This window comes from uncultured Williamsia sp., assembly GCF_947494875.1.
GTDB lineage: Bacteria > Actinomycetota > Actinomycetes > Mycobacteriales > Mycobacteriaceae > Williamsia_A.
In genome coordinates this window covers 1,101,170-1,123,525 of the sequence record NZ_CANLWM010000001.1, presented here as the reverse complement: position 1 = coordinate 1,123,525, position 22,356 = coordinate 1,101,170, and the positions used below count along the sequence as shown (strand labels likewise).

Genomic DNA, 22,356 nt, shown 5'->3' with positions numbered 1-22,356 from the left:
CGCGCCAGTGGGCTCTACGCTCGGATCCCGTGGCAGACATCCTCGTGCTCATCGGACTGTGGTCGGCCGCGGTGGGCGCGGTGTCGGGGTTCGCGGTGACGCTGATGGTGGAGAAGCCCGATGCGCTCGCCAAGGTCGGTGTCCGTCACCCCCGTCGCGTGCTCCAACTCCACCTCGACTGGGTGATCATGGGCGTCCTCATGGTCGCCGTCGGCGCCGTCGCGGATGACTCCCCGGCCTGGTCGTTGGTGCTGGTCGCGATCGGCGGGATCGTCAATCCCGTGCTCTTCGCGCCGCTGGCGTTCCGTGCCGAGATCCAGCGGAACCTGGTCTACAAGGCCGTCTCCGGCGCGTCGTTCGTCTGCCTGTCGGTCGGGCTCGTCGTCGTCGCGATTGCCCAGACGCTCGCCCACTGACCCGCCCCCCACCCGTCGAGTGGGCGGCAGGAGGCGTCGAGTGGGCGGCGGGGCGAGTCGAGTGGGCGGTCGGACGTCCGCTCGGTGGCCACCCGCCCACTCGATCTCGCCAACCGCCCAGTCGATGTCTCCGAACGCCCACTCGACGGGTGTCGCGCGAGCCGCGCGCGCTCAGCCGAGGCGTTCGATGATGGTGACGTTCGCGGTGCCGCCGCCCTCGCACATCGTCTGCAGGCCGTAGCGTCCGCCGCGACGCTCGAGCTCGTTGAGCATGGTCGCGAACAGCTTCGCGCCGGTCGCTCCGAGCGGATGACCCAGCGCGATGCCGCCGCCGTTCGGGTTGACCCGCGACGGGTCGGCGCCGGTCTCCTTCAGCCACGCGAGCACGACGGGGGCGAACGCCTCGTTGATCTCGACCACGTCGATGTCGTCGATCGACAGCCCCGTCTTCGCGAGCGCATGCTTCGTCGCGGGGATGGGCGCCGACAGCATCATGATCGGGTCGTCGCCGCGCACGGTCATGTGGTGGATACGGGCGCGCGGCGTGAGGCCGTGGTCCTTCAGCGCGGTCTCGGAGACGACGAGTGTCGCCGACGACCCGTCGCAGATCTGCGACGCGACCGCGGCGGTGAGAGACGACCCCTCGGCGAGCACCGGCAGGCCGGCCATCTTCTCCAGCGAGGTCTCCCGCGGGCACTCGTCGACCACGCAGTCGCCCAGCGGTACGTACTCGCCGTCGAAGCGTCCCTCGGCGATCGCCGCGCGGGCGCGGTCGTGGCTCTGCAGGGCCCACCGCTCCATGTCCTCGCGGGTGATGTCCCACTTCCGCGCCATCATGTCGGCGCCATGGAATTGCGAGATCTCGGCGTCGCCGAACCGTTCCTGCCACCCGACCGAGTCGTGGAAGGGGTTGCCGAACCCGTACTGCGCGCCCGCGATCATGGCCGCGGAGATGGGGATCGCGCTCATGTTCTGCAGTCCCCCGGCGAGGACCACGTCCTGGGTGCCGCTCATGACGGCCTGCGCCGCGAAGTGGATCGCCTGCTGCGACGATCCGCACTGCCGGTCCACCGTCGTGCCGGGCACCGCCAGCGGCTGCCCCGCGGCGAGCCATGCGGACCGGGCGACGTTGCCCGCCTGCGGGCCGATGGTGTCGACGCACCCGAACACGACGTCGTCGATGACGTTCGGATCGATGCCGGTCCGGTCGAGGACGGCGGTGATGACATGCGCGCCGAGATCGATCGGGTTCACCTTCGCGAGCGACCCGTTGCGCTTGCCGACCGGCGTGCGGACGGCGTCGACGATGTAGGCCTGCGGTGTGCTCATGACTGCTCCTGGGGTGGAAACGACTGTGGGGGAACGCCGGTCAGGCACGCTGACTCGAGATGGAGACGATCTCCCCGGTGAGGTAGGTGGTGTAGTCGCTGGCCAGCATGGCGATCGTCGCGGCGATCTCCCACACCTCCGCGGCCCGGCCGTATGCCTCGCGGGACGCGAGATCGTCGAGCAACTCGTCGCTGGTGACCTTGGCCAGGAACGGATGGCGCGCGATCGACGGCGCGACCGCGTTGATGCGCACCCCGTGCTCGACGGCCTCGACCGCCGAACACCGCGTCAGCGCCATCACCCCGGCCTTCGCCGCAGCGTAGTGCGCCTGGCCGTGCTGGGCGCGCCAGCCGAGAACCGACGCGTTGTTGACGATGACCCCACCGTGTTCGGCGCCGGCGAAGTAGCGCAGAGCGGCACGCGTCGAGCGGAACGTGCTCGTCAGCGTGATGTCCAGGACGCGGTCCCACTGCTCGTCCGTCATGTCGACGACAGGCGTCTCCCCGCCGAGACCGGCGTTGTTCACCAGCACGTCGATACGTCCGAGAGTGCCTGCTGCGGAGTCGATCAGCGCGTTCACCTGGTCGGTGCTCGAGACGTCACAGGTGATCGCGGCGACCTGCAGGTCGCCGAACTCGGCCGACAGCTTCTCCGCGGTCTCGCCGAGTCGTCGTTCGTGGTAGTCGCTGACGACGACGTCCGCGCCCTCGAGCAGGGCACGACGGGCGGTCGCGAATCCGATGCCTGTGCCCGCGGCCGCGGTGACGACCACCTTCTTCCCCGACAGCAACCCGTGGCCGGGGATCTCCTCGGGCGCTGTCGACAACGGCGACGACAGGCGGGGATCGCTCACGGGCGGGCCTCCCTCGGCAGGCCGAGGACACGCTCGGCGATGATGGTGCGCTGCACCTCGTTCGACCCGCCGTAGATGGTGTCGGCGCGGGAGAACAGGAACAGTCGCTGCCACTCCCCCAGTTCGACGCGGTCGGGTGCGGTGATCTCGTTGGGTTCGCCCTCGGTGGTGGCGTCGGGCGCGATGAGCCCCGGTGCCCCCTGGACGGCCATCGCCAGCTCTCCGAGATCACGATGCCAGTTGGCCCACAACAGCTTCGACACAGACGCCTGTCCGCCGGCGCCTGCTGTGTCCACCTCGGCCAGTGTCCGGCGCGCGTGAGCGCGCATGGCGCGCAGTCCGATCCGGGCGCGCACGATCCGGTCTCGGATGCGCGGGTCCGCAGCCGTGCCGTTCTCGCGGGCCATGGTGACGATCCGTTCGAGTTCGCGCGCGAACCCCACCTGTTGGCCCAGGGTCGACACACCGCGCTCGAACTCCAGCAGCCCCATCGCGACGCGCCACCCGTCACCGGGTTCACCGACGATGAGGTCGGCGTCGGTGACGGCGTCGTCGAAGAAGACCTCGTTGAACTCCGATGTGCCGGTGAGCTGTTGGATCGGACGCACGGTGACGCCCGGTTGGTCGAGCGGGACGAGGAGGAAGCCCAGGCCCTTGTGGCGCGACGATCCCCGCTCCACCCGGCACAGGACGAACGCCCACTGCGCGACGTGCGCGAGGGAGGTCCAGATCTTCTGACCGTTGATGACCCAGCGGCCGTCCTCGAGCCGCGCGGTGGTGGCCACGTTCGCGAGGTCGGATCCGGCGCCGGGCTCGGAGTATCCCTGTGACCAGAGCTCGGTCACGTCGGCGATACCCGGCAGGAACCGCTCGCGTTGCGCGTCTGTGCCGAACGCGATGAGCGTTGGTCCGAGGAGTTCCTCACCGAGGTGGTTCACGCGCGCGGGCGCCTGCGCGCGGGCGTACTCGGTGTGGAAGACGATGCGCTGGGCGATGGTCGCGTTGCGACCGCCGTACTCGGTGGGCCATCCCAGGCAGGTCCACCCCGCCGCGGCGAGGTGCCGGTCCCAGGCGAGCCGCTCGGCGAAGAACTCGTGCTCGCTGCCGGGCCCGCCCCGACCCGCCAGATGGGCGAACTCACCGGTGAGGTTCGACTCCAGCCAGGCGCGGACGGACAGGGCGAAATCGTCGTCCGACACCCCCGAGCGCCGCAGGTCCACGGCACGATCGGCGAGGTCGGTCACGGTCATGTGGCCTAGGATAACCTACCAAGCACTTGCTTGTTTTCACCGATCGGAGGGAGCATCCGGTGACCGCTGAGACCGCGTCGGCCGACGCGATCGAGACCACGCCGGCCGCCCTCCGTCGCGCGGCACACCTGTGGCCGGACGGCCTCGCCGTGGTCGACGAGCAGTGGGGTCATCCCATCGAGCTCACCTGGTCACACATCCTGGCCGGGGTGCGGACGACGGCCGCAGCGCTCGTCGCGCACGGCGTGCAGCCCGGCGACCGCGTCGCGATCTGGGCGCCCAACTGCGTGCAGTGGCCCATCGCGGCGCTGGCCACCCACTGGGCGGGAGCGGTCCTCGTGCCGCTCAACACCCGCTACACCGCGCTCGAGGTGGTCGACGTCCTCGAGCGCGTCGATGCGCGGGTGCTGGTCGTCTCGGGGCGCTTCCTCGGCACCGATCGTCTCGCCGATCTCGTCGCGCTCGACGAGTGGTCGCAGCTGAGCCGGCCACCCGTCCCCGTGCGGATCCGGCTCGACCCGGACGACGAGCTCCGGGGCGACGCGGTCGATTGGGACGACGACCTCGCGGCATCGGTGACCGACGACCACCGCGCCGAGGCCGACCGCCGCGCCGACGCGGTCGCGCCCGCCGACCTGTCCGACATCCTCTTCACCTCGGGCACCACCGGACGCAGCAAGGGCGTGATGGCCGAGCACCGACAGACCCTCGCCGGGGCACACGCCTGGGGCGCGAACGGACGACTGTCCCCGACCGACCGCTATCTCATGGTCAATCCGTACTTCCACACCTTCGGCTACAAGGCGGGCATCCTGCCGTGCCTGCTCTTCGGGGCCACGATGTACCCGCTGGCGGTGTACGACACGACCGCGGCCATGGACCTGGTGGAACGACACCGACTGACCGTCTTCCCCGGGGCGCCCACCATCTTCCAGACCATCCTCGACGACCCCTCGCGTCCCGACCGTGACCTGTCGTCGCTGCGTCTGGTCGTCACCGGCGCGGCGATCGTGCCCGTAGTGCTGATCGAACGCATCCAGAGCGACCTCGGCGTCGACACGGTCGTCACCGCCTACGGGCTCACCGAGTGCAGTGGGTTCGTGTCCACCTGCACGCCCGACGACGACGCCGTCACCGTGGCCACCACGTGCGGTCGCGCGTTCGCGGGGATGGAGATGGCGCTGTCCGCTGCGGGCGAGGTGCTGGCCCGGGGCGCGATGGTGATGCGCGGATACCTCGACGACCCGGCGGCCACGGCCGAGACCATCGACGACGACGGCTGGCTGCACACCGGTGACATCGGGACCATCGACGACGCCGGCAACCTCCGGATCACCGACCGGCTCAAGGACATGTACATCTGCGGGGGGTTCAACGTGTACCCCGCGGAGATCGAGCAGACCCTCGCCCGTATCCCCGAGGTCACCGAGGCCGCCGTGATCGGTGTCCCCGACGACCGGCTCGGCGAGGTCGGCAAGGCGTTCCTCACGCTGCGGTCGGGGGCGGAACTCGACGCGGACACGGTCGTCGAGTTCTGCCGCGGCCGGCTCGCGAACTTCAAGGTCCCACGGTCGGTCGTCGTCGTGGACTCGTTCCCCCGCAACGCGGCCGGGAAGATCCTCAAACGCGAGCTGGCCTGAGAGCGACCGCGCTCAGTGTGCGGCGTTGTAGAGGTCGACGATCTCGCTGGCGACGCGGCCGCGGCTGGAGACGCCGATGCCGTGGCGGCGGGCCCAGTCACGGATGGCGGCGGCGGTCCCGGGATCGTGGCGGGACGTGGTGACCCGTGGCTCGCCGTCGACCTGACGTGCGTGCTCGACCCAGGTGCTCAGTTGCGAGCGGAGTCGTTGCGCGTTGGTCCGGGAGAGGTCGATCTCGTAGGTCACCCCGTCGATGGCGAACTCGACCGTCTCGTCGGCCGATCTGCTCTCGTCGACGTCGTCGACCAGCGTGACCGTCACCTTTTTCGCCATCAACATGTCCCCACAGCCGTGCCACTTTGCCCGTCGCCCGGGAGCTCAGCGCGGATCCCCCCGTCGAATCCCCCGATCGGATTCCGATGGTAACCAGAACAACCGGGGTCGACAATTCATGGCGCGGAATTCGTCGGAGAATGATCGATCATTCGGATGGTTTCACGAAAGGGAACAAGATCGTGTCGCGGATCCCGAGACCCGTCAGGGCCATGAGCAGGCGATCGACGCCCATACCGGTGCCCGTGGTCGGGGGCATCCCGTGCTCCATCGCGGCCAGGAATTCCTCGTCGAGAACCATCGCCTCGTCGTCACCGGCCCGCGCGAGACGCGCCTGATCGACGAATCGTTCACGTTGGATGATCGGGTCGATCAATTCCGAATACCCGGTCGCGAGTTCGAATCCACGAACGTACAGATCCCATTTCTCGACGACACCCGGAATGGACCGGTGATCGCGCGTCAGCGGTGAGGTCTCGACGGGGAAATCGCGGACGAAGAACGGCTCGTCGATGTGCGACCCGACGAGGTGTTCCCAGAGTTCCTCGACGAGCTTCCCGTGGCCGTGGCCCTTGTCGGTCGGCACGGCGAGCCCGACGCGGTCGGCGAGGCGACGCAAGTCGTCGACCGTGGTCTGCGGGGTGATCTCCTCCCCCGCCGCCTCCGAGAGCGACGGGTACATCGAGATGCTGCGCCACTCACCGGACAGGTCGTAGACGGTTCCGTCGGCGAGCGTGGGGGTCAGTGTGCCCAGGGCTCGGCGAGAGACCTCCTGCACCAGCTCGCGGGTCATGCGCGCGGAGTCGTCGTAGGTGCCGTAGGCCTGGTAGGTCTCGAGCATCGCGAACTCCGGCGAGTGCGTGGAGTCGATGCCCTCGTTGCGGAAGTTGCGGTTGATCTCGAAGACGCGGTCGATGCCGCCGACGACGGCCCGCTTGAGGAACAGTTCCGGCGCGATCCGCAGATAGAGGTCGATGTCGAGGGCGTTGGAGTGCGTCACGAAGGGCCGAGCGGCGGCGCCTCCGTGCTGCGTCTGCAGCATCGGTGTCTCCACCTCCACGAAGTCCTGTTCGGTGAGGACGTCGCGCAGGGCACGGACGACAGCGATGCGGGTGCGGGCCGTCTCGCGGGCGGCGGGGTTGAGCACGAGGTCGACGTAGCGCTGCCGGACGCGCGTCTCCTCGCTGAGCTCCTTGTGCGCGACGGGCAACGGGCGCAGTGCCTTCGAGGCCATCTCCCACGCATCGGCCATGACGCTGAGCTCGCCGGTGCGGGAGGTGATCACCTCGCCGTGGACGAACACGAAGTCGCCGAGGTCGACGTCGGCCTTCCACGCGGCCAGTCGCTCCTCGCCCACGCCGTTGACGCTGATCATCACCTGCAGCTGGGTCCCGTCGCCCTCCTGGAGCGTCGAGAAACACAGCTTGCCCTTGTTGCGGACGAAGATGACGCGGCCGGCGACGCCGACGTGCTCGCCGGTCGCGGTGTCGGTGGGCAGGTCGGCGTGGGCGGCGCGGATCGCGGCGAGGGTGTGGGTGCGGTCGACGGCGACGGGATAGGCCTGTCCGCCCTCGGCGAGGATCCGGGCCCGCTTCTCCCGACGGATGCGCAGCTGCTCGGGCAGGTGGTCGGCGTCGCTGGCCTGGGCCGCAGGGGTCTCACTCACCCGGACGACCCTATCGTCCCGTCACGCAGGCCCCGACCGCCGCCGCGCGCCCCGGGCGTGCGTCAGTGGGCGGTGATCGACGCCGCCTCACGACGTTGCGAGGCGGTCACCGGCAGCGGCGCAAGGGGGCGCGCCCGCAGCGCACGGGCGCCGCCGAGAAGGAACCGGGCCCCGGTCACACCGGCCGCGTGCAGGTGCCAGGTGAGCCATTCGGCGTCGTGGCCGTCGGTGCCGACCAGCACCCAGCGCGACGACGGCTCGGCGAATCGCAGCGATGTCCGGGTCCCGGGGGTGAGTCGCGCGACCGCCACCTCGGGGGCGAGGGCGATCGCCCCGGTGACGACGCCGTCGACGTCCCGGTCGCATTGGGGGCGGACGTCGACGAGGCGATGACCGGAGGTGAGCGCCGGGTGCAGATCGGCGACGGGGAGGCCCAGCGGCGCACGCGCGACGGCGGTGACCGGGTGGGCGGACAGACGGGTGTGGGAACGCAGAGCCACGTCGGGCATGAGAGGGAGTCCTCGAGGGGTGATGCGGGCAGGGTGAGGTGGGGCCGTCAGGCCCGACAACACTCGCGACAGCGCATCATCACGGGGTCAGTCTGGCACAGCCGCGCGGCGTGCGCCATCGGCGTTCTCCCGCTTGCGCCGCACCTCCTGCTGGCGCTCGAACACCAGTCGCAGCCCCTCCAGCGTCAGGTAGGGGTGCGCGACATCGACGGTGCGGCACTCCTCGAACACCAGCGGCGCGAGGTATCCGGTCGCGACGACGGTCACGTCGTCGGACTGGGAGAACCCGGCGATCTCGCGGCGCACACGAGAGACCAGCCCGTCCACCTGGCCGGCGAAGCCGTAGAGGATCCCCGACTGCAGTGCCTCGACGGTGTTCTTGCCGACCACGCTGCGTGGCGGCAGGAGCTCGACGGTCCGGAGTGTGACGGTGCGCTGCGCGAGGGCGTCGACGGCGATGTCGATGCCCGGGGCGATCGCGCCGCCGAGGAACTCACCCTTCGCCGACACCACGTCGACGAGGGTGGTGGTGCCGAAATCGACGACGATGCAGGCGGTCCCGTACGTCTCCCGCGCGGCCAGCGCGTTGGCGACGCGATCGGTGCCGACCTCCCTCGGGTTGTCGACGAGCAGCGGCACTCCGGTCCGCAGGCCCGGCTCGAACAGCACGTGCGGCCCGGACCCGAAGTACTTCGGCACCATCACACGCATCTCACGCAGCAGCGACGGCACCGTCGAGAGTGCGGCGACCGACACGACGCGGCCGGTGTCGTCTCCGAGCAGCCCCTCCAGCGTGAGGGCCAACTCGTCGGCGGTCATGCGGGGCTCGGTCCGGATCCGCCAGTCCCGCACCAGTGTGGCGTGGTCGCCACGGCCGGCGAACACCCCGAGGTGGATGTTCGTGTTGCCGACGTCGAGGACGAGGAGCATGTGCGCGCGGTGTCTCAGCGCGTGGCGTCGGTGAGCATCGTGCTGTCCAGCACGCGCGGATCGAGGAGATCGGCGCCGTCCGGCACGTGCGCTGCGTCCGAGCCGAGGTCGACGATGCGGTTCGCGGAGTCGACGAACACCACGCGCGGCGCGTAGTCGGCGAGCTCCTCGGGGCTGAGCACCCCGTAGGCGATGATGATGACGAGGTCGCCCGGGTGCACGAGATGCGCTGCAGCGCCGTTGATGCCGATGACCCCGCTGCCACGGGGACCGGAGATCGCATAGGTGACGAGGCGGGCACCGTTGTCGATGTCGACGATGGTGACCTGCTCGCCCTCGATGAGTCCGGCCGCGTCGAGGAGGTCGGCGTCGATGGTGACGGACCCGACGTAGTGCAGGTCGGCCTGGGTCACCGTGGCGCGGTGGATCTTCGACGTCATCATGGTGCGGAGCATGGCGTGTCCTCTGTGTCGTGAGCTGGTCAGGAGACGGGGTCGGGGGTGGTGCCGCGGGCCAGGAAGCCGGTGCCGACGGCGACACCGACGTTGTCGATGAGTCGGGTGGTCCCGACGCGGGCGGCGACGAGCAGCCGTCCGTCGCCCTGCTCGGGGGGAGGGCCGAGGTCGGTCCCGCGCACCTCGAGGTAGTCGACGTCGACCTCGGGATGGGTGGCCAGCACCTGCCGTGCGGTGTCGACGATGGCACCGGCGCCGCCGGCCGCGGCGTGCGCACCGGCGACCAGCGCCGCGGAGAGGACCGTGGCCGAATCTCGCTGTGCCGAGGTCAGATAGGCGTTCCTGCTGGAGAGCGCGAGGCCGTCGGACTCGCGCACTGTCGGGACCCCGACGATGTCGACACCCAGGTCGAGATCGGTCACCATCTGGCGCACCAGGACGAGCTGCTGGTAGTCCTTCTCGCCGAAGTACGCGGCGTGTGGCGCGGCGATGGTGAGCAGCTTGGCGACGACGGTCAGCATCCCGGCGAAATGCCCGGGCCGAGAGGCGCCTTCGAGATCGTCGCCGAGCGGGCCGGGGTGGACGGTGGTGCGTCGACCGGCCGGGTACATGTCGGCGACGGTGGGCGCGAAGAGCAGCTCGACGCCCGCCTCCTCGCAGATGGCGCGGTCGGCGTCGAACGTGCGGGGGTAGGCGTCGAGGTCCTCGTTCGCCCCGAACTGCAGGGGGTTGACGAAGATCGACACGATGACGACGGCCGGGCCCTGAGCGCGGGCGGCGCGGATCAGCTCTCGGTGCCCGGCGTGCAGCGCGCCCATGGTCGGGACCAGCACGACGCGTTTGCCGGTCTGCCGCAACGCGCGTGACACCTGCGTCAGGGTCGCCGGGTCCCGGTGCACCGTCAGCGATCCCGGTGTGTACGGACGGGTGGCGGTCGTCATCGGCTCCCCCTGGGGCGGTCGGTGGCGAGGACATCCCACACCGCGGCCGGGGCGTCGGCGTGGTGGGCGGCGCGGGTGGCCATCGCACGGTAGGCGCCCGCGAGATCGGGGTCGGCCTCGTCGAGCGCGGCGAGATGCCGTGCGATGGCGGCACCGTCGCCCCGGGCGACCGGGCCGGTCAGCGCGGACGGGCCGAGTTCGAGCGTGTTCTGCAGGGCGGCGGTCACCAGCGGACCGAGCACACGCGCGGGGAGTCCACCCGCCCGGTCGTCGACGACGTCCTGGCCCGGGAGCTCCTGACCCTCCAGGGCGATCCGCAGCCCGTCGAGTGCGTCGGCGATGAGGGCGACGAGGTGGTTCGCGCCGTGGGCGAGTGACGCGTGGTACAGCGTGCGCGCCTCCTCGCGGACCCGCACGGGTTCCCCGCCCATCTCCAGGACCAGCGCGGAGGCGACCGCGTAGCCGACCTCGTCGGCGGCGGTGACCCCGAAACACGCGGCGCGCAGGCGTCGGACGTCGTCGTCGGAGTCGACGAAGGTCATCGCGGGGTGCAGTGCGAGGGTGGTGGCGCCGAGGTCCGCGAGAGGCGCCAGGATGCCGATGCCCTGCGCGCCGGCGGTGTGGGCGACGAGCGTCCCCGGGCGGAGGGCACCCGTGGCCGCGATGTCGCGGACCACGTCGGAGAGCGAATCATCGGGCACCGCGACGACGAGCAGTTCACTGCGGGTGACGACCGCTGCGAGGTCGAGGACCTCCGAGTCGGGCAGGAGACGAGCGGCACGTGCGCGAGAGCGCTGCGACCGGGCCACGACGCCGCCGACGACGTGTCCCGCGGCCTCGAGAGCCGCGCCCACGGCGCAACCGACCCGACCGGCCGAGACGACGCCCACCGTGAGTCGTGCAGGCGCGGGCCAGTTCGAGATGCCCGATGAGGTCACCGATGTCCTCCTGATCACCGTTCCGGTCCCGCATGGCGGGTACCGGACGTTCGGCATCGAGGATAGGCCCAGAGCGGGACGTCGAGGAACGTGGAGTGACCGGGGTCACCCGCAGCGCGTGACCGGGTGTCAGTCCTCGCGACGACGACGACGACCGCTGCTGCCGCCGGACCGCAGCGAGTCCATCAGCTCCGACACCGAGCGCCCGTTGCTGTGCGCGCCGCTGTCGACCTCGCGGGCGCGGTGACGATCGCGGCGGGCGGGTGCGTCGACCGACGTGCTCCAGGCGGGTGTCGCGTCGGCGATGCCCTCGTCGGTGTCGGGTTCATCGGCGGCGGCGTCGACGGCCGGTTCCGGAGCGGGTACGCCCCGACCGTGGCGACCGGCACCGTCGACGCTGTCGGGACCCGGCTGTCGGTGGTGCCCGCCGCTCGACAGCGGCGCCTCCGACGTCGACTCCGGGGCGGGTTCCGGTGCCGTCGTCGGCACTCCGGGCGGCGCCGCGGCGGGTCGGTCCGTCGCAGGCAGGTCGGCGGCGGCCTGGGTCGTGGAGGTGGCCCACTCGTCGGTCGGGGTCTCGTCGACGAACTGCGGGCGATCGGCGGGCCGGTCGTCGGCGACCGGTCGGTCGGTCTGCGGTGCGGCGGTCGGCGGCGCAGGAGGTGTGGGCGCGGGTTCCGGTGCCGTGCGCGCGAAGTCGCGCTCGGCGGTGGCGCCGTCGAACACCACGGGGTCCTGGACCGGCCCGAGCGCCCGCAGACGTTCGGCCTCGAGGGCGACCCGGTGATCGGGCAACTCCCCCACCAGCGCCTCGACGCTGGCCCGTAGCGAGGCGACCTGCTCCTGCAGCGCGCGCAGCTCCTGGGTCGACTCCGCGCGCACCTCGCGACGGATCTGCGCCTCGACCCCGAGCTCGTACTGCTTGCGGGCGGCGATCTCGCGCTCGAGCTGCAGCTCGTAGACGACCCGGAGATCGCGCGTCTTCGCCTCGGCCGAGTCGGCCTGGCGGCGGAACTTGGTGACGAGGATGGCCCCGATGACCGCGGCCCACAGGGCGGCGATGACGGCCAGCGACGCGACGACACTGCGGTCGGGCGTGAAGATCATGGCGACCGACGCGCCGATGGCGAGGAGCAGCAGCAGGCCGAGCAACCACTGGGCCGGTCCGCGCCGCGACCGGCGCAGACCGGCGGAGCGACCGCCCGTTGCTGTCATGCGCGTCACCCTACTGGCGTCCGGGCCCCGGACGTGCGAGGGCGAGGCCGGTGTCGGGCCGTCGCGGTCCGGTGTCGTCGGACCGCTCATGTCCCCGACGGCGACGCGCCTGCGGCGTCCTCGGGATCATCCGGTGTCCGACAGGAGTATTCGAGCCACACGGCGGCCGCCGCGAGCAGCACACCGCCGATGAGACCCACGATCGCCGCGGGCTTGTCGTGGTCGGCTGCCGACGACTCCGACAGCGACAGCAGGTAGATCCCCATCCCCGCCCACACGCCGACGGCCAGTGCACCGAGCAACGCCGACGCCTTGGCCAGCGCGAGCACGCGCGCTGCGGTCAGCGGGTGTAGCTGCCCGGACGCCCGGCCCACCTGGGAGCTCGAGACGCGAGACCGCACGATGACGGCGATGACCGCCTCCAACGCGGCCAGGACATACAGGACGATCCCGGCCAGCAACGGCAGCGGTGGCAGTTGGCCGTAGCTGACGCGGACCAGCAACCACACGATCACGGCCGTCACCGCGGCGACGCCGAGGAGGTCCCGGACGCGGGTGGGCGACATTCCCTGCTGGTCGGGGTCGTCCTGACGTGGTCGTCGACCACCGCTGCGGGTCATCGGTCGCCCTCCCTGACGACTGTCCAGCCCTCGACGTCCCGGCGACGCACTCCGGCGCGCTCGTCGGCGGGCAGGGCGGCGGCGAGATCGGCGACAGCCCGCTCGCCCGCCTCGGTCCACAGGGTGGCGCGGGGATCGGCGTCGAGCCACGGGATCAGCACGAAAGCGCGCAGATGCGCCCGCGGATGCGGCAGGGTCAGGTCGGGGTCGTCGTCGACCACGACGCTCCCGTCGACGGTCACCGAGACGACGTCGACGTCGAGAGTGCGTGGCCCCCACCGCAGTTCACGGGTGCGGTCGGCGGCGCGCTCACAGGCAAAACCCTCCTCCAGCCAGTCCCGCGGGGTCGCGTCGGCACTCTCGACGACGAGCACGGCGTTGTCGAAGTCGTCCTGGGCGACCGGGCCCCAGGGTGGGGTCGCGTGGATCGCGGACGCGGCGACCACCCGCTCGCCGAAGTGGTCGCGGACAGCCTGCAGCGCGGCGACCGTGTCGCCCATGTTGGCGCCGATCGACAGGACGGCTCGGCTCATCGTGTGGGGCTCACAGGGACCGACCCGATTTGCGCGAGCGTCGCGTCACGACGGCGACGTCGGAGAACGTCAGCGGGATCGGCGCGGACGGCTTGTGCACGGTGACCTCGCAGGCCGCGACCCGCTCGTCGGTCATGACGTCGTCGGCGATCTCGGCCCCGACCGTCTCGATCAGGTCCCGGGACGGTCCGGCGACGATGTCGTGGGCGCGCTGGGCCAGTTCGCCGTAGTGGACGGTGTCGGCGAGGTCGTCGGAGGCGGCAGCCGCACTCAGGTCGAGCCACAGGACGAGGTCGATGACGAAGTCCTGCCCGTCGCGCTTCTCGTGGTCGAAGACGCCGTGGTTGCCGCGGACGACGAGTCCTCGCAGCTCGATGCGGTCAGCCATCGTGGACCCCCTCCCGCGCGCCGTCGACCGACCCGCGCCTGCCGCCGGTGGTCCAGGCGGCGGCGACAGCGACCGCGTCACGACCTGCGACGACGTCGTGCACGCGCACGCCCCACGCGCCGTGGGCGGCGGCCAGCGCGGTGACCGCGGCCGTGGCGACCTCGCGGCCGTCGGGTGGTCGGGGATCGCCGTCCCCGCCGAGCAGCGCCCCCAGGAAGCGCTTGCGGGACGCGCCGACGAGGATCGGGTAGCCGAGCCCGACGAGCGTCGGCAGGGCGTGCAGCAGCGCCCAGTTGTGGGCCGCGGCCTTGGCGAAGCCGAGCCCGGGGTCGAGCACGAGGCGGTCGGGGCTGACGCCGGCCGCGACGGCCGCGTCCACCTGGGCGAGCAGTTCCGCGCTCACCTGGGCGACGACGTCGCGGTATCCGCCGACGTCGTCGACCCGATGGGCGAAGCGGGTGACACCGGCGCCGTCGACGGTCGGGCGCCAGTGCATGAGGATCCACGGGACGCCGGTCTCGGCCGCGACCCGCGCCATGTCGGGATCGGCGCGGCCACCGGACACGTCGTTGATCACCGCCGCACCGGCCTCGACGGCGGCCGCGGCGACCGACGCGCGCATGGTGTCGACGGAGACCGCGATCCCCTGGTCGGCGAGTGCCCGGATGACCGGGACGACGCGGTCGCGTTCCACGTCGGGCTCGACCCGGTTCGCGCCGGGACGGGTCGACTCACCGCCGACGTCGACGAGGTCGGCGCCCTGTCGGGCCAGGAGCACCCCGTGCTGCACGGCACGGTCGGGGTCGAGGTACAGGCCGCCGTCGGAGAACGAGTCGGCCGTCACGTTGAGAACCCCCACCACGCGGGTGCGGGTGCCGGGCGTCAGGTCGACCGCGGGGGACACGCCGTCCACGGTAGGCGTGGGCGGCGTGAGAACCGACGTCAGGTCCGTCGCGCGATGAGCTCCAGCGCCTCACCGCGGCTGATCGCGTTGGTCTTGAAGATTCCGCGCACGGCGGAGGTGGTGGTGCTCGCCCCGGGCTTGCGGATGCCGCGCATCGCCATGCACAGGTGCTCGGCCTCGATCACCACGATCACCCCGCGCGGCTCGAGCTTGCGGACCAGGGCGTCGGCGATCTGCGTGGTCAACCGCTCCTGCACCTGCGGGCGCTTGGCGTACAGGTCGACCACACGCGCCAGCTTCGACAACCCGGTCACCTGACCCGTGGCGCCCGGGATGTACCCGACGTGCGCCACGCCGTGGAACGACACCAGATGGTGCTCACAGGTCGAGTACATCGGGATGTCCTTGACCAGCACCAACTCGTCGTGCCCGACGTCGAACGTCGTCGCCAACACCTCATCGGGATCCACCCAGAGGCCCGCGAACATCTCCTTGTAGGCACGCGCCACCCGCGCGGGCGTGTCCTTCAACCCGTCGCGCTCGGGGTCCTCCCCCATCGCGAGCAACAGCTCGCGGACCGCGGCCTCGGCGCGAGGCTGGTCGAACTCGGTCATCGCACCCGCAGACGGGGCTTCGGTGGTGTCGGTCATGGTGGGGTGCCTACCCATTTCTCGAGGACGGCGTGGAGGGGCGGCCGACCCCGAGAGGGGTCGACGCACTGTGTCAGTAGCGGGACGGCGGGGTGCCGTTCGGCGGGCGCTGATCGCCGTCGCGGGGCGGCCATCCCGGGGCCGACCAGCCGTCGGGCGCGCCGTAGTCCGGACCGCTGGGTCGGTGCTGTGACGGGTCCTGGTCACGCGGGACCGGCTGCGGCGTCGGCTGATGGCCGGGATTGCCGTATCCGGGTCCGCCGTAGCCGGGTGACGGGTATCCCTGCGGGTAGCCGGGGTAGTCGTCGCCGCGCCCGGGCGGTGTGGGCTGCCCGTACGACGGACCGCCCTGTCCGTACCCGTTCTGGCCGTAGCCGTTCTGGCCGTAGCCGTTCTGGCCGTATCCGTTCTGACCCTGGCCGTACCCGTTCTGGCCGTACCCGTTCTGACCCTGCCCGTGACCGTTCTGTCCGTAGCCGTTCTGGCCGTACTGGCCGTGACCGTTGGTCCCGTCGGGGCCGTAGCCCTGCGGTGTGTGGCCGTTCTGGCCGTATCCGCCCGACGCGCCGACCGGCTCCTTGCGCAGGTCGGGTGCGGGCTCCGGGGGCCACGGCTCGCCACGCTCGGCGGCGAGCTCCTTGGGCGTCTTCACCGGCGGCTTGCTGCTGGGGATCCGGTCACCGAAGTCGTTGAACGTGGTGATGCGCGGCCGCTTCTCCACACCGGAGAAGATGGCCTCCAGATCCTTGCGGGTCAGCGTCTCGCGCTCGAGGAGCTGTGTGGCCAGCTCGTCGAGGGTGTCGCGGTATTCGTCGAGGATCGCCCACGCCTCGGTGTGCGCGGCCTCGATCAGGCGACGGACCTCGTCGTCGATCTCGGAGGCGATCTCGGCGGAGTAGTCGCTGTGGGTGCCCATCGACCGACCGAGGAACGGGTCGCCCTGTTCCTGGCCGTACCGGACGGCACCGAGCTTCGCGCTCATGCCGTACTCGGTGACCATCGCGCGGGCGATCTTCGTGGCCTGGTCGATGTCGGACGATGCGCCGGTGGTGGGCTCGTGGAACACGAGTTCCTCGGCGGCACGGCCACCCATCGCCATCACCAGACGCGCGATCATCTCCGAGCGCGTCATCAGGTCCTTGTCCTGCTCCGGCACAGCCAGCGCGTGACCGCCGGTACGCCCGCGGGCGAGGATCGTGACCTTGTAGATCGGGTCGAGATCGGGCATCGCCCATGCCGCGAGGGTGTGTCCACCCTCGTGGTAGGCCACGATCTTCTTCTCGTGCTCGCTGATGATCCGGCTCTTGCGACGCGGGCCGCCGACGACCCGGTCGACCGACTCCTCGAGCAGTTCGGCGGTGATCGTCGTGCGGTTCTCGCGCGCGGCGAGCAGGGCCGACTCGTTGATGACGTTGGCCAGGTCGGCGCCGGACATGCCCGGGGTGCGCTTGGCGAGTCCGTCGAGGTCGGCGTCGGGGTCGATCGGCTTGCCCGCGGCGTGCACCTTGAGGATCGCCCGGCGTCCGGCGATGTCGGGGTTGCCGACCGGGATCTGCCGGTCGAAGCGGCCGGGACGCAGCAGCGCCGGGTCGAGGATGTCGGGGCGGTTGGTCGCCGCGATCAGGATGACGCCGGAGCGCTCGCCGAAGCCGTCCATCTCCACGAGCAGCTGGTTGAGGGTCTGCTCGCGCTCGTCGTGCCCACCGCCGAGGCCGGCGCCACGCTGGCGGCCGACGGCGTCGATCTCGTCGACGAAGATGATGCAGGGGCTGTTGTTCTTCGCCTGCTCGAACAGGTCACGCACACGCGAGGCGCCGACACCGACGAACATCTCGACGAAGTCCGAGCCGGAGATGGTGAAGAACGGGACGCCCGCCTCGCCGGCGACGGCGCGCGCGAGCAGCGTCTTGCCGGTGCCGGGAGGGCCGTAGAGCAGCACACCGCGCGGGATCTTCGCGCCGAGCGCCTGGTAGCGCGCGGGGTTCTGCAGGAAGTCCTTGATCTCGTAGAGCTCCTCGACCGCCTCGTCGGAACCGGCGACGTCGGCGAAGGTGGTCTTCGGGTGGTCCTTGGAGAGCTGCTTGGCCTTGGACTTGCCGAAGCCCATGACCCCGCCCTTGCCGCCGCCCTGCATGCGACTCATCACGAAGAAGAAGAGGCCGAACAGGATCAGCATCGGCAGGACGAAGATCAGGATCTGCCACAGGACGGATTCCTGGGTGACGTTGGTCTGGTACTTCGCGCCGGAGTCACGGACCGAGGTGAAGACGAACTCGGAGGCCCGCGCCGGGTACTTCGACGTGATCTTGGTGGAGCCGTCGACCGGGTTCTTCAGCTCGAGCCGGAGCGCCTGCTCGCGGTCGTCGATCTGCACGCTGTTCACGTTCTTCGTGTTCAGCTGCGTGAGGGCGACGGACGTGTCCACACTCTTGTACTCGCGGTTGCCGTCGCGCAGCACCGTCCATCCCCAGATGGCGAGCACGATGACGGCCACGATGGCGAGGTTGCGGAAAACAGTCTTTCGATTCATCACACGTCCCGGTCGGCGCCGGCGCGTCCCTTCGTAGTGGGTACACCTGTTCGGTCAGGCTACCCGTGAACGCCTGGCGGACGCCGGGCGTTCCCGTGGCCCCGGTCGGCGGGGTGTGACGCGGCCTACGCTGGGCACATGGCGAGGAACATCGCGACCACAGACCGCGTCGAGCTCGACGAGCTGCTCGACTTCGTCCGAACCCGACACCATCTGATCCTGGTGACCACCCGCGCGAACGGATCGCCGCAGGTCTCGCCGGTGACCGGCGGCGTCGACGGGGAGGGACGGATCGTCATCTCGACCTATCCCGGACGTGCGAAGACGAAGAACGCGGCTGCCCGACCGGAGGTGTCGGTGTGCGTGCTCTCCGAGGACTTCGACGGTGCCTGGGTGCAGGTGGACGGCACCGCGGAGGTCCTGCATCAGCCCGAGTCGACGGACGGTCTGGTCGAGTACTTCCGGTCGATCTCGGGCGAGCACCCCGACTGGGACGAGTACCGCGCGGCGATGGCGACGCAGGACAAGTCGCTGATCCGGGTCACCCCCACCCGATGGGGCCCGATCGCGACCGGCGGTTTCCCGCAGGACGTCGCCGACAAGCTGGATGCCCAGGACTGACCCGTCGAGTGGGCGGTCGGAGACGTCGAGTGGGCGGTCGGAGACGTCGAGTGGGCGGTCGGAGAGGTCGAGTGGGCGGTCGGAGAGGTCGAGTGGACGGTCGATGAGTGACCTCGCGATCTGCGCGACGTGTGCGGTCCAGTTCGACGTCCCCGTCGACGACGCGCCGGCCGAGTGCGCGATCTGCGTCGACCCGCGGCAGTACGTCGGGCCGGACGGGCAGCGGTGGACGTCGCTGTCCGAACTCCGTCGCGACCACCGGTCCGTGACCCGGATGCAGGGCGACTTCCTCGGCGTCGGCGCGGAGCCGAAGGTCGGGATCGGACAGCGCGCGCTGCTGGTGCCCTACGGCGACAGCAACCTGCTGTGGGACTGCGTCGCCCTCCTCGACGACGTCCTCGCCGAGGAGATCGAATCCCGCGGTGGACTGGCGGGCATCGCGATCTCGCATCCGCACTACTGGTCGACCATGGTCGAGTGGGCCCGTCGGTTCGACTGTCCGATCCATCTACCCCGGGTCGACGAGCGCTGGATCATGCGTCCGGATCCGGCGATCGAGCTCTGGGACGGCGAGGGTCTCGAGCTCGACCACGGCGTGTCGCTGCACCGGCTGGGCGGGCACTTCCCCGGCGCGTCGGTGCTGCACGTGCCGGCGGCGGATGGTCGTCGGGGTGCGCTGCTCACCGGCGACATGCCTCTTGCGGCCGCCGATCGTCGCTGGGTGTCCTTCATGTGGAGTTACCCGAACATGGTGCCGTTGCCCGCCGTCGAGGTCCGTCGGGTCGCCGACGTCCTCGCGGCACTCGACTTCGATGTGCTGCACAGCGCGTTCTGGGATCAGCAGGTCGACGACGCGTGGGACGCCGTCCAGCGCTCCGCGGACCGCTACGTCGCGGCGCTCGAGGCGATCCCGGAGGTCTGACCGTCCGCTCGGCGGGATCCACCGCACGGTCGGCGGAGGGGTCAGCCGGCGGGCCAACGGTCCGTCGCGCAGAGTTCCGAGAGCGGGCGTTCGACGGCCCAGCCGGTCTCGACGAGCATCGGCCGGTCGTAGAACGCGTCCACCGGCCCGAGGCACAGGATCGCGATCGGGTCGGCCGCGTCGGGGATCCCCAGCAGCGCAGACAGTTCCGCGGGGTCGAACATCGACACCCAGCCCATCCCGTACCCCTCGGCGCGCGCCGCCAACCACATGTTCTGGATCGCGCAGGCGACGGAGGCGAGGTCCATCTGCGGCATCGTGCGGCGACCGAACACGTGCGCGTCGCGACCGGTCCCGAGAGCGACGACGATCACCTCCGCACACTCGGTGATCCCCTCGACCTTGAGGCGCCCGAACTCCTCGGCACGATCGCCGAGAGCGGTCGCGGTCTTCACCCGCTCGGTCTCGACGACGTCGCGGATCTGCTCGCGCACAGCGGGATCGACGATGCGCAGGAACCGCCACGGCTGCATCAACCCGACGCTCGGCGCGTGGTGCGCGGCGCCCATCACCCGGGCCAGCACGTCCTCGGGCACCTCGCCGCCCGCGAAATGTCGTGTGTCACGGCGACTCCGGATCGCCCGGTAGACCGCTTCTCGCGCATCCGGGTCGAACGGGTCGCAGGGGCCGCTCACGTGTAGGCGGGCGCGACCCGCGCCCACGGACGTGCCTGCTCGATCTGCGCCGCCACCGCGAGCAACGTCGCCTCCGACCCCGGGCGGCCGAACAGGTGGACAGCCATGGGAGTTCCCGCGGTGGGATGCACACCCATCGGCACCGACATCGCCGGCCAGTGCAGCAGGTTCACCAGTCCGGCGAACGGGGCGTAGCCGATGTTGGCGTACATGTTCGGCAGCCACCCGCGCCGGCTCCACTCCTGCGCACGGATCGGTGGGCGGGCGAGGGTCGGCGTCATGACCAGGTCGCTGCCCGCGCGATCGAGATACCCCTCCACGCGCGCGACGATCGCAGTCCGCTGCTCGTCGCGCACCAGGCCGCGACGGTTCACCAGACGGCCGATGGACGTGTGCACCTTCGAGCGGCGCTGCAGCCGACCGAGATCCCCACCCTGCGACGCGATCTCGTCGGCGTCGGCGGCGGCGCCCCCGACCCAGCGCAGCAACAACGGCGCGGGATTGGTCGGGTACGGCAGCGGCGACGCCGTCACGCGATGCCCGATCTCGGTGAGCACCCGCGATGCCTCCGCCAGCGTCCCGGCCCAGTGCGGGTCGGTGGAGCCGACGGCCAGTGGGAAGTTCTCGGCGACGACCACCCCGACGGGCGGTGCCCCGGTGTCCCGACCGGCCGCGGCCAGGTCGGGCCGATCCGCCATGACGCCCAGCGTCAGCGCGGCGTCGGCGACCGTGGTGGCCAGCGGCCCGTTCTCGGACATCCCGTACCAGCCGTTGCCGCTCGTCTGCGGCGGGACGACACCCGGGCCCGGCTTGATGCCGAACAGTCCGCAGTCGGCGGACGGGATGCGGATCGACCCGAGGCCGTCGTTGCCGTGCGCGACGACCACCTGCCCGCTCGCGACCGCCGCGGCGGCGCCTCCCGACGAGCCTCCGGGCGTCAGCGACGGGTTCCACGGGTTGCGCGTGACCCGACCGGGGACGTCGGTCGCCCCCCACAGACAGAGTTCGGGCACCGCGGTGAGACCGACGACGACCGCACCCGCAGCACGCAGGCGCGCGACCATCGCGTGGTCCTCGGGTGAGGGACGGTCGGCGGTCGCCTGCGACCCGTTCCGCAGCGGCTCCCCCGCGACGGCGACGTTGTCCTTGACGGCGATCGGCACCCCGGCCAGTGGCAGGTCGGTGAGATCGCGCTGTGCAAGTGCCTCGGCCTCGGCCCGCGCGGCGTCGGTGCGGACGCGGACGAACGCGTTGATCGACCCGTCCCGTTCGGCGATGCGGGCGAGTGTGGCGTCGACGACCTCGCGCGGCGTCCGACGACCCGCGGCGACGTCCGCGGCGATCTCGACCGCGGTCTCGGTCACTGCTCGTAGACCTGGGGGTTCAGCCGGCCGATGTAGGGCAGGTCGCGGTAGCGCTCGGCGTAGTCGAGCCCGTAGCCCACGACGAACTCGTTGGGTATGTCGAAGCCGACCTCGGCGATGTCGACGTCACGCCGCGCGGCGTCGGGCTTGCGCAGCAGCGTGCACACCTCGAGCGACCGGGGCTGCCGCGAGCGCAGGTTCTTCAGCAGCCACGACAGGGTCAGTCCGGAGTCGATGATGTCCTCGACGATGAGCACGTCGCGTCCGGCGATGTCGCGGTCGAGGTCCTTGAGGATCCGGACGACACCCGACGACGACGTCGACGACCCGTACGAACTGACCGCCATGAACTCCATCTGCGACGGGATCGGCAGCGCCCGCGCGAAGTCGGTCATGAACATGATGGCGCCCTTCAGGACGCCGATCAGCACGAGGTCGTCGGGGATGCCGTCGTAGCGGGCGGCGATGGCCTGGGCCAGCTCCGCCGTGCGCTGTCTGATCTGGTCCTCGGTGATGACAACCGCCTCGATGTCATCACCGTAGGGATCTCCCGGAACGGCCACCTGTCACGCCTTTCGCCGACCACCTCGCCTGCGAGGACAACCTTGTCACGTCGACCCGTCGGGCGACGTCCCGGGGCGTCGTCCGATCACG

Annotated in this window: 24 protein-coding genes; 4 read left to right on the top strand and 20 right to left on the bottom strand. The window is 71.0% G+C overall.

Annotated elements, in window-relative coordinates:
* The first annotated feature begins 29 nt into the window (after positions 1–29).
* A complete protein-coding gene (locus tag Q1A98_RS05245) occupies positions 30–416 on the top strand; it encodes a hypothetical protein (RefSeq protein WP_299570422.1) in 387 nt (128 codons plus the stop codon).
* A gap of 171 nt (positions 417–587) precedes the next feature.
* Here Q1A98_RS05245 and Q1A98_RS05240 read toward each other — a convergent pair whose 3' ends face one another.
* The 3 genes from Q1A98_RS05240 to Q1A98_RS05230 are packed head-to-tail and all read right to left on the bottom strand — an operon-like array spanning position 588 to position 3,848.
* Positions 588–1,745, bottom strand: a complete 1,158-nt coding sequence (locus tag Q1A98_RS05240; RefSeq protein ID WP_299570420.1) for an acetyl-CoA C-acetyltransferase — start codon at positions 1,743–1,745, stop codon at positions 588–590.
* Positions 1,746–1,785: 40 nt separating this feature from the next.
* On the bottom strand, positions 1,786–2,598 hold the full coding sequence (locus Q1A98_RS05235) for an SDR family oxidoreductase (RefSeq protein WP_299570418.1): 813 nt from the start codon (positions 2,596–2,598) through the stop codon (positions 1,786–1,788).
* A complete protein-coding gene (locus Q1A98_RS05230) occupies positions 2,595–3,848 on the bottom strand; it encodes an acyl-CoA dehydrogenase family protein (RefSeq protein WP_299570417.1) in 1,254 nt (417 codons plus the stop codon). The genes Q1A98_RS05235 and Q1A98_RS05230 overlap by 4 nt, the downstream gene beginning before the upstream one ends.
* Positions 3,849–3,907: 59 nt before the next feature.
* On the opposite strand from Q1A98_RS05230, the gene Q1A98_RS05225 reads away from it, so the two are divergent.
* The gene (locus Q1A98_RS05225; RefSeq protein WP_299570416.1) at positions 3,908–5,488 is read left to right on the top strand and encodes a FadD3 family acyl-CoA ligase; all 1,581 of its coding nucleotides are present in this window, start codon (positions 3,908–3,910) and stop codon (positions 5,486–5,488) included.
* Positions 5,489–5,500: 12 nt separating this feature from the next.
* On the opposite strand, the gene Q1A98_RS05220 is transcribed toward Q1A98_RS05225, so the two are convergent.
* The 14 genes from Q1A98_RS05220 to ftsH all read right to left on the bottom strand — a co-directional run bounded on the left by Q1A98_RS05220 (position 5,501) and on the right by ftsH (position 18,100).
* Positions 5,501–5,821, bottom strand: coding sequence for an Lsr2 family protein (locus Q1A98_RS05220; protein ID WP_299570415.1), 321 nt, complete (start codon positions 5,819–5,821; stop codon positions 5,501–5,503).
* Positions 5,822–5,969: 148 nt separating this feature from the next.
* Complete coding sequence (gene lysS / locus Q1A98_RS05215) at positions 5,970–7,487, bottom strand: lysine--tRNA ligase (protein ID WP_299570414.1); 1,518 nt, start codon at positions 7,485–7,487, stop codon at positions 5,970–5,972.
* Positions 7,488–7,549: 62 nt separating this feature from the next.
* Positions 7,550–7,996 (bottom strand): hypothetical protein, encoded by a 447-nt coding sequence (locus Q1A98_RS05210; RefSeq protein WP_299570411.1) that lies wholly within the window; start codon positions 7,994–7,996, stop codon positions 7,550–7,552.
* Positions 7,997–8,083: 87 nt separating this feature from the next.
* Positions 8,084–8,926, bottom strand: a complete 843-nt coding sequence (locus tag Q1A98_RS05205; protein ID WP_299570408.1) for a type III pantothenate kinase — start codon at positions 8,924–8,926, stop codon at positions 8,084–8,086.
* A 14-nt stretch (positions 8,927–8,940) separates the two neighbouring features.
* Positions 8,941–9,381, bottom strand: a complete 441-nt coding sequence (panD, locus tag Q1A98_RS05200) for an aspartate 1-decarboxylase (protein ID WP_299570405.1) — start codon at positions 9,379–9,381, stop codon at positions 8,941–8,943.
* Between the two features lie 26 nt (positions 9,382–9,407).
* Entirely contained in the window at positions 9,408–10,322 is a 915-nt protein-coding gene (gene panC, locus Q1A98_RS05195) for a pantoate--beta-alanine ligase (RefSeq protein WP_299570402.1), read from the bottom strand.
* Positions 10,319–11,260, bottom strand: a complete 942-nt coding sequence (locus Q1A98_RS05190; RefSeq protein ID WP_299570399.1) for a DUF2520 domain-containing protein — start codon at positions 11,258–11,260, stop codon at positions 10,319–10,321. Before Q1A98_RS05190 ends, panC begins: the two co-directional genes overlap by 4 nt.
* A 129-nt stretch (positions 11,261–11,389) precedes the next feature.
* Complete coding sequence (locus tag Q1A98_RS05185) at positions 11,390–12,475, bottom strand: DUF6779 domain-containing protein (RefSeq protein WP_299570396.1); 1,086 nt, start codon at positions 12,473–12,475, stop codon at positions 11,390–11,392.
* 86 nt (positions 12,476–12,561) lie between these two features.
* On the bottom strand, positions 12,562–13,095 hold the full coding sequence (locus tag Q1A98_RS05180) for a DUF3180 domain-containing protein (protein WP_299570394.1): 534 nt from the start codon (positions 13,093–13,095) through the stop codon (positions 12,562–12,564).
* Positions 13,092–13,628, bottom strand: coding sequence for a 2-amino-4-hydroxy-6-hydroxymethyldihydropteridine diphosphokinase (gene folK / locus Q1A98_RS05175; RefSeq protein ID WP_299570391.1), 537 nt, complete (start codon positions 13,626–13,628; stop codon positions 13,092–13,094). Before folK ends, Q1A98_RS05180 begins: the two co-directional genes overlap by 4 nt.
* Before the next feature lie 10 nt (positions 13,629–13,638).
* Positions 13,639–14,016: a dihydroneopterin aldolase gene (folB, locus tag Q1A98_RS05170; protein ID WP_299570389.1), complete on the bottom strand. Its 378-nt coding sequence runs from the start codon at positions 14,014–14,016 to the stop codon at positions 13,639–13,641.
* A complete protein-coding gene (folP, locus tag Q1A98_RS05165; RefSeq protein WP_299570387.1) occupies positions 14,009–14,920 on the bottom strand; it encodes a dihydropteroate synthase in 912 nt (303 codons plus the stop codon). The genes folB and folP overlap by 8 nt, the downstream gene beginning before the upstream one ends.
* Positions 14,921–14,958: 38 nt before the next feature.
* A complete protein-coding gene (gene folE, locus Q1A98_RS05160; protein WP_299570384.1) occupies positions 14,959–15,570 on the bottom strand; it encodes a GTP cyclohydrolase I FolE in 612 nt (203 codons plus the stop codon).
* Between the two features lie 73 nt (positions 15,571–15,643).
* Positions 15,644–18,100: an ATP-dependent zinc metalloprotease FtsH gene (gene ftsH / locus Q1A98_RS05155; RefSeq protein ID WP_299570382.1), complete on the bottom strand. Its 2,457-nt coding sequence runs from the start codon at positions 18,098–18,100 to the stop codon at positions 15,644–15,646.
* A gap of 138 nt (positions 18,101–18,238) precedes the next feature.
* On the opposite strand from ftsH, the gene Q1A98_RS05150 reads away from it, so the two are divergent.
* Complete coding sequence (locus Q1A98_RS05150) at positions 18,239–18,721, top strand: PPOX class F420-dependent oxidoreductase (RefSeq protein ID WP_299570380.1); 483 nt, start codon at positions 18,239–18,241, stop codon at positions 18,719–18,721.
* Between the two features lie 103 nt (positions 18,722–18,824).
* Positions 18,825–19,643, top strand: a complete 819-nt coding sequence (locus tag Q1A98_RS05145; protein ID WP_299570377.1) for an MBL fold metallo-hydrolase — start codon at positions 18,825–18,827, stop codon at positions 19,641–19,643.
* Positions 19,644–19,684: 41 nt separating this feature from the next.
* Here Q1A98_RS05145 and bluB read toward each other — a convergent pair whose 3' ends face one another.
* Genes bluB through hpt form a run of 3 tightly spaced genes read right to left on the bottom strand, consistent with a single transcriptional unit; the run spans position 19,685 to position 22,265 of the window.
* Positions 19,685–20,338, bottom strand: a complete 654-nt coding sequence (gene bluB / locus Q1A98_RS05140) for a 5,6-dimethylbenzimidazole synthase (protein ID WP_299570375.1) — start codon at positions 20,336–20,338, stop codon at positions 19,685–19,687.
* Positions 20,335–21,702, bottom strand: coding sequence for an amidase (locus tag Q1A98_RS05135; protein ID WP_299570373.1), 1,368 nt, complete (start codon positions 21,700–21,702; stop codon positions 20,335–20,337). The genes bluB and Q1A98_RS05135 overlap by 4 nt, the downstream gene beginning before the upstream one ends.
* A complete protein-coding gene (gene hpt, locus Q1A98_RS05130) occupies positions 21,699–22,265 on the bottom strand; it encodes a hypoxanthine phosphoribosyltransferase (RefSeq protein WP_299570371.1) in 567 nt (188 codons plus the stop codon). The genes Q1A98_RS05135 and hpt overlap by 4 nt, the downstream gene beginning before the upstream one ends.
* Positions 22,266–22,356 lie beyond the last annotated feature (91 nt).

Excerpts from the sequence above, each read along its gene's own strand:
- Q1A98_RS05210 (WP_299570411.1), bottom strand. The coding sequence starts at position 7,996 with ATGCCCGACGTGGCTCTGCGTTCCCACACCCGTCTGTCCGCCCACCCG.
- panD (WP_299570405.1), bottom strand. The coding sequence starts at position 9,381 with ATGCTCCGCACCATGATGACGTCGAAGATCCACCGCGCCACGGTGACC.
- Q1A98_RS05145 (WP_299570377.1), top strand. The coding sequence starts at position 18,825 with ATGAGTGACCTCGCGATCTGCGCGACGTGTGCGGTCCAGTTCGACGTC.
- Q1A98_RS05240 (WP_299570420.1), bottom strand. The coding sequence starts at position 1,745 with ATGAGCACACCGCAGGCCTACATCGTCGACGCCGTCCGCACGCCGGTC.
- Q1A98_RS05220 (WP_299570415.1), bottom strand. The coding sequence starts at position 5,821 with ATGGCGAAAAAGGTGACGGTCACGCTGGTCGACGACGTCGACGAGAGC.
- folK (WP_299570391.1), bottom strand. The coding sequence starts at position 13,628 with ATGAGCCGAGCCGTCCTGTCGATCGGCGCCAACATGGGCGACACGGTC.
- Q1A98_RS05185 (WP_299570396.1), bottom strand. The coding sequence starts at position 12,475 with ATGACAGCAACGGGCGGTCGCTCCGCCGGTCTGCGCCGGTCGCGGCGC.
- folB (WP_299570389.1), bottom strand. The coding sequence starts at position 14,016 with ATGGCTGACCGCATCGAGCTGCGAGGACTCGTCGTCCGCGGCAACCAC.
- panC (WP_299570402.1), bottom strand. The coding sequence starts at position 10,322 with ATGACGACCGCCACCCGTCCGTACACACCGGGATCGCTGACGGTGCAC.
- folE (WP_299570384.1), bottom strand. The coding sequence starts at position 15,570 with ATGACCGACACCACCGAAGCCCCGTCTGCGGGTGCGATGACCGAGTTC.
- Q1A98_RS05230 (WP_299570417.1), bottom strand. The coding sequence starts at position 3,848 with ATGACCGTGACCGACCTCGCCGATCGTGCCGTGGACCTGCGGCGCTCG.
- ftsH (WP_299570382.1), bottom strand. The coding sequence starts at position 18,100 with ATGAATCGAAAGACTGTTTTCCGCAACCTCGCCATCGTGGCCGTCATC.
- Q1A98_RS05205 (WP_299570408.1), bottom strand. The coding sequence starts at position 8,926 with ATGCTCCTCGTCCTCGACGTCGGCAACACGAACATCCACCTCGGGGTG.
- Q1A98_RS05150 (WP_299570380.1), top strand. The coding sequence starts at position 18,239 with ATGGCGAGGAACATCGCGACCACAGACCGCGTCGAGCTCGACGAGCTG.
- Q1A98_RS05180 (WP_299570394.1), bottom strand. The coding sequence starts at position 13,095 with ATGACCCGCAGCGGTGGTCGACGACCACGTCAGGACGACCCCGACCAG.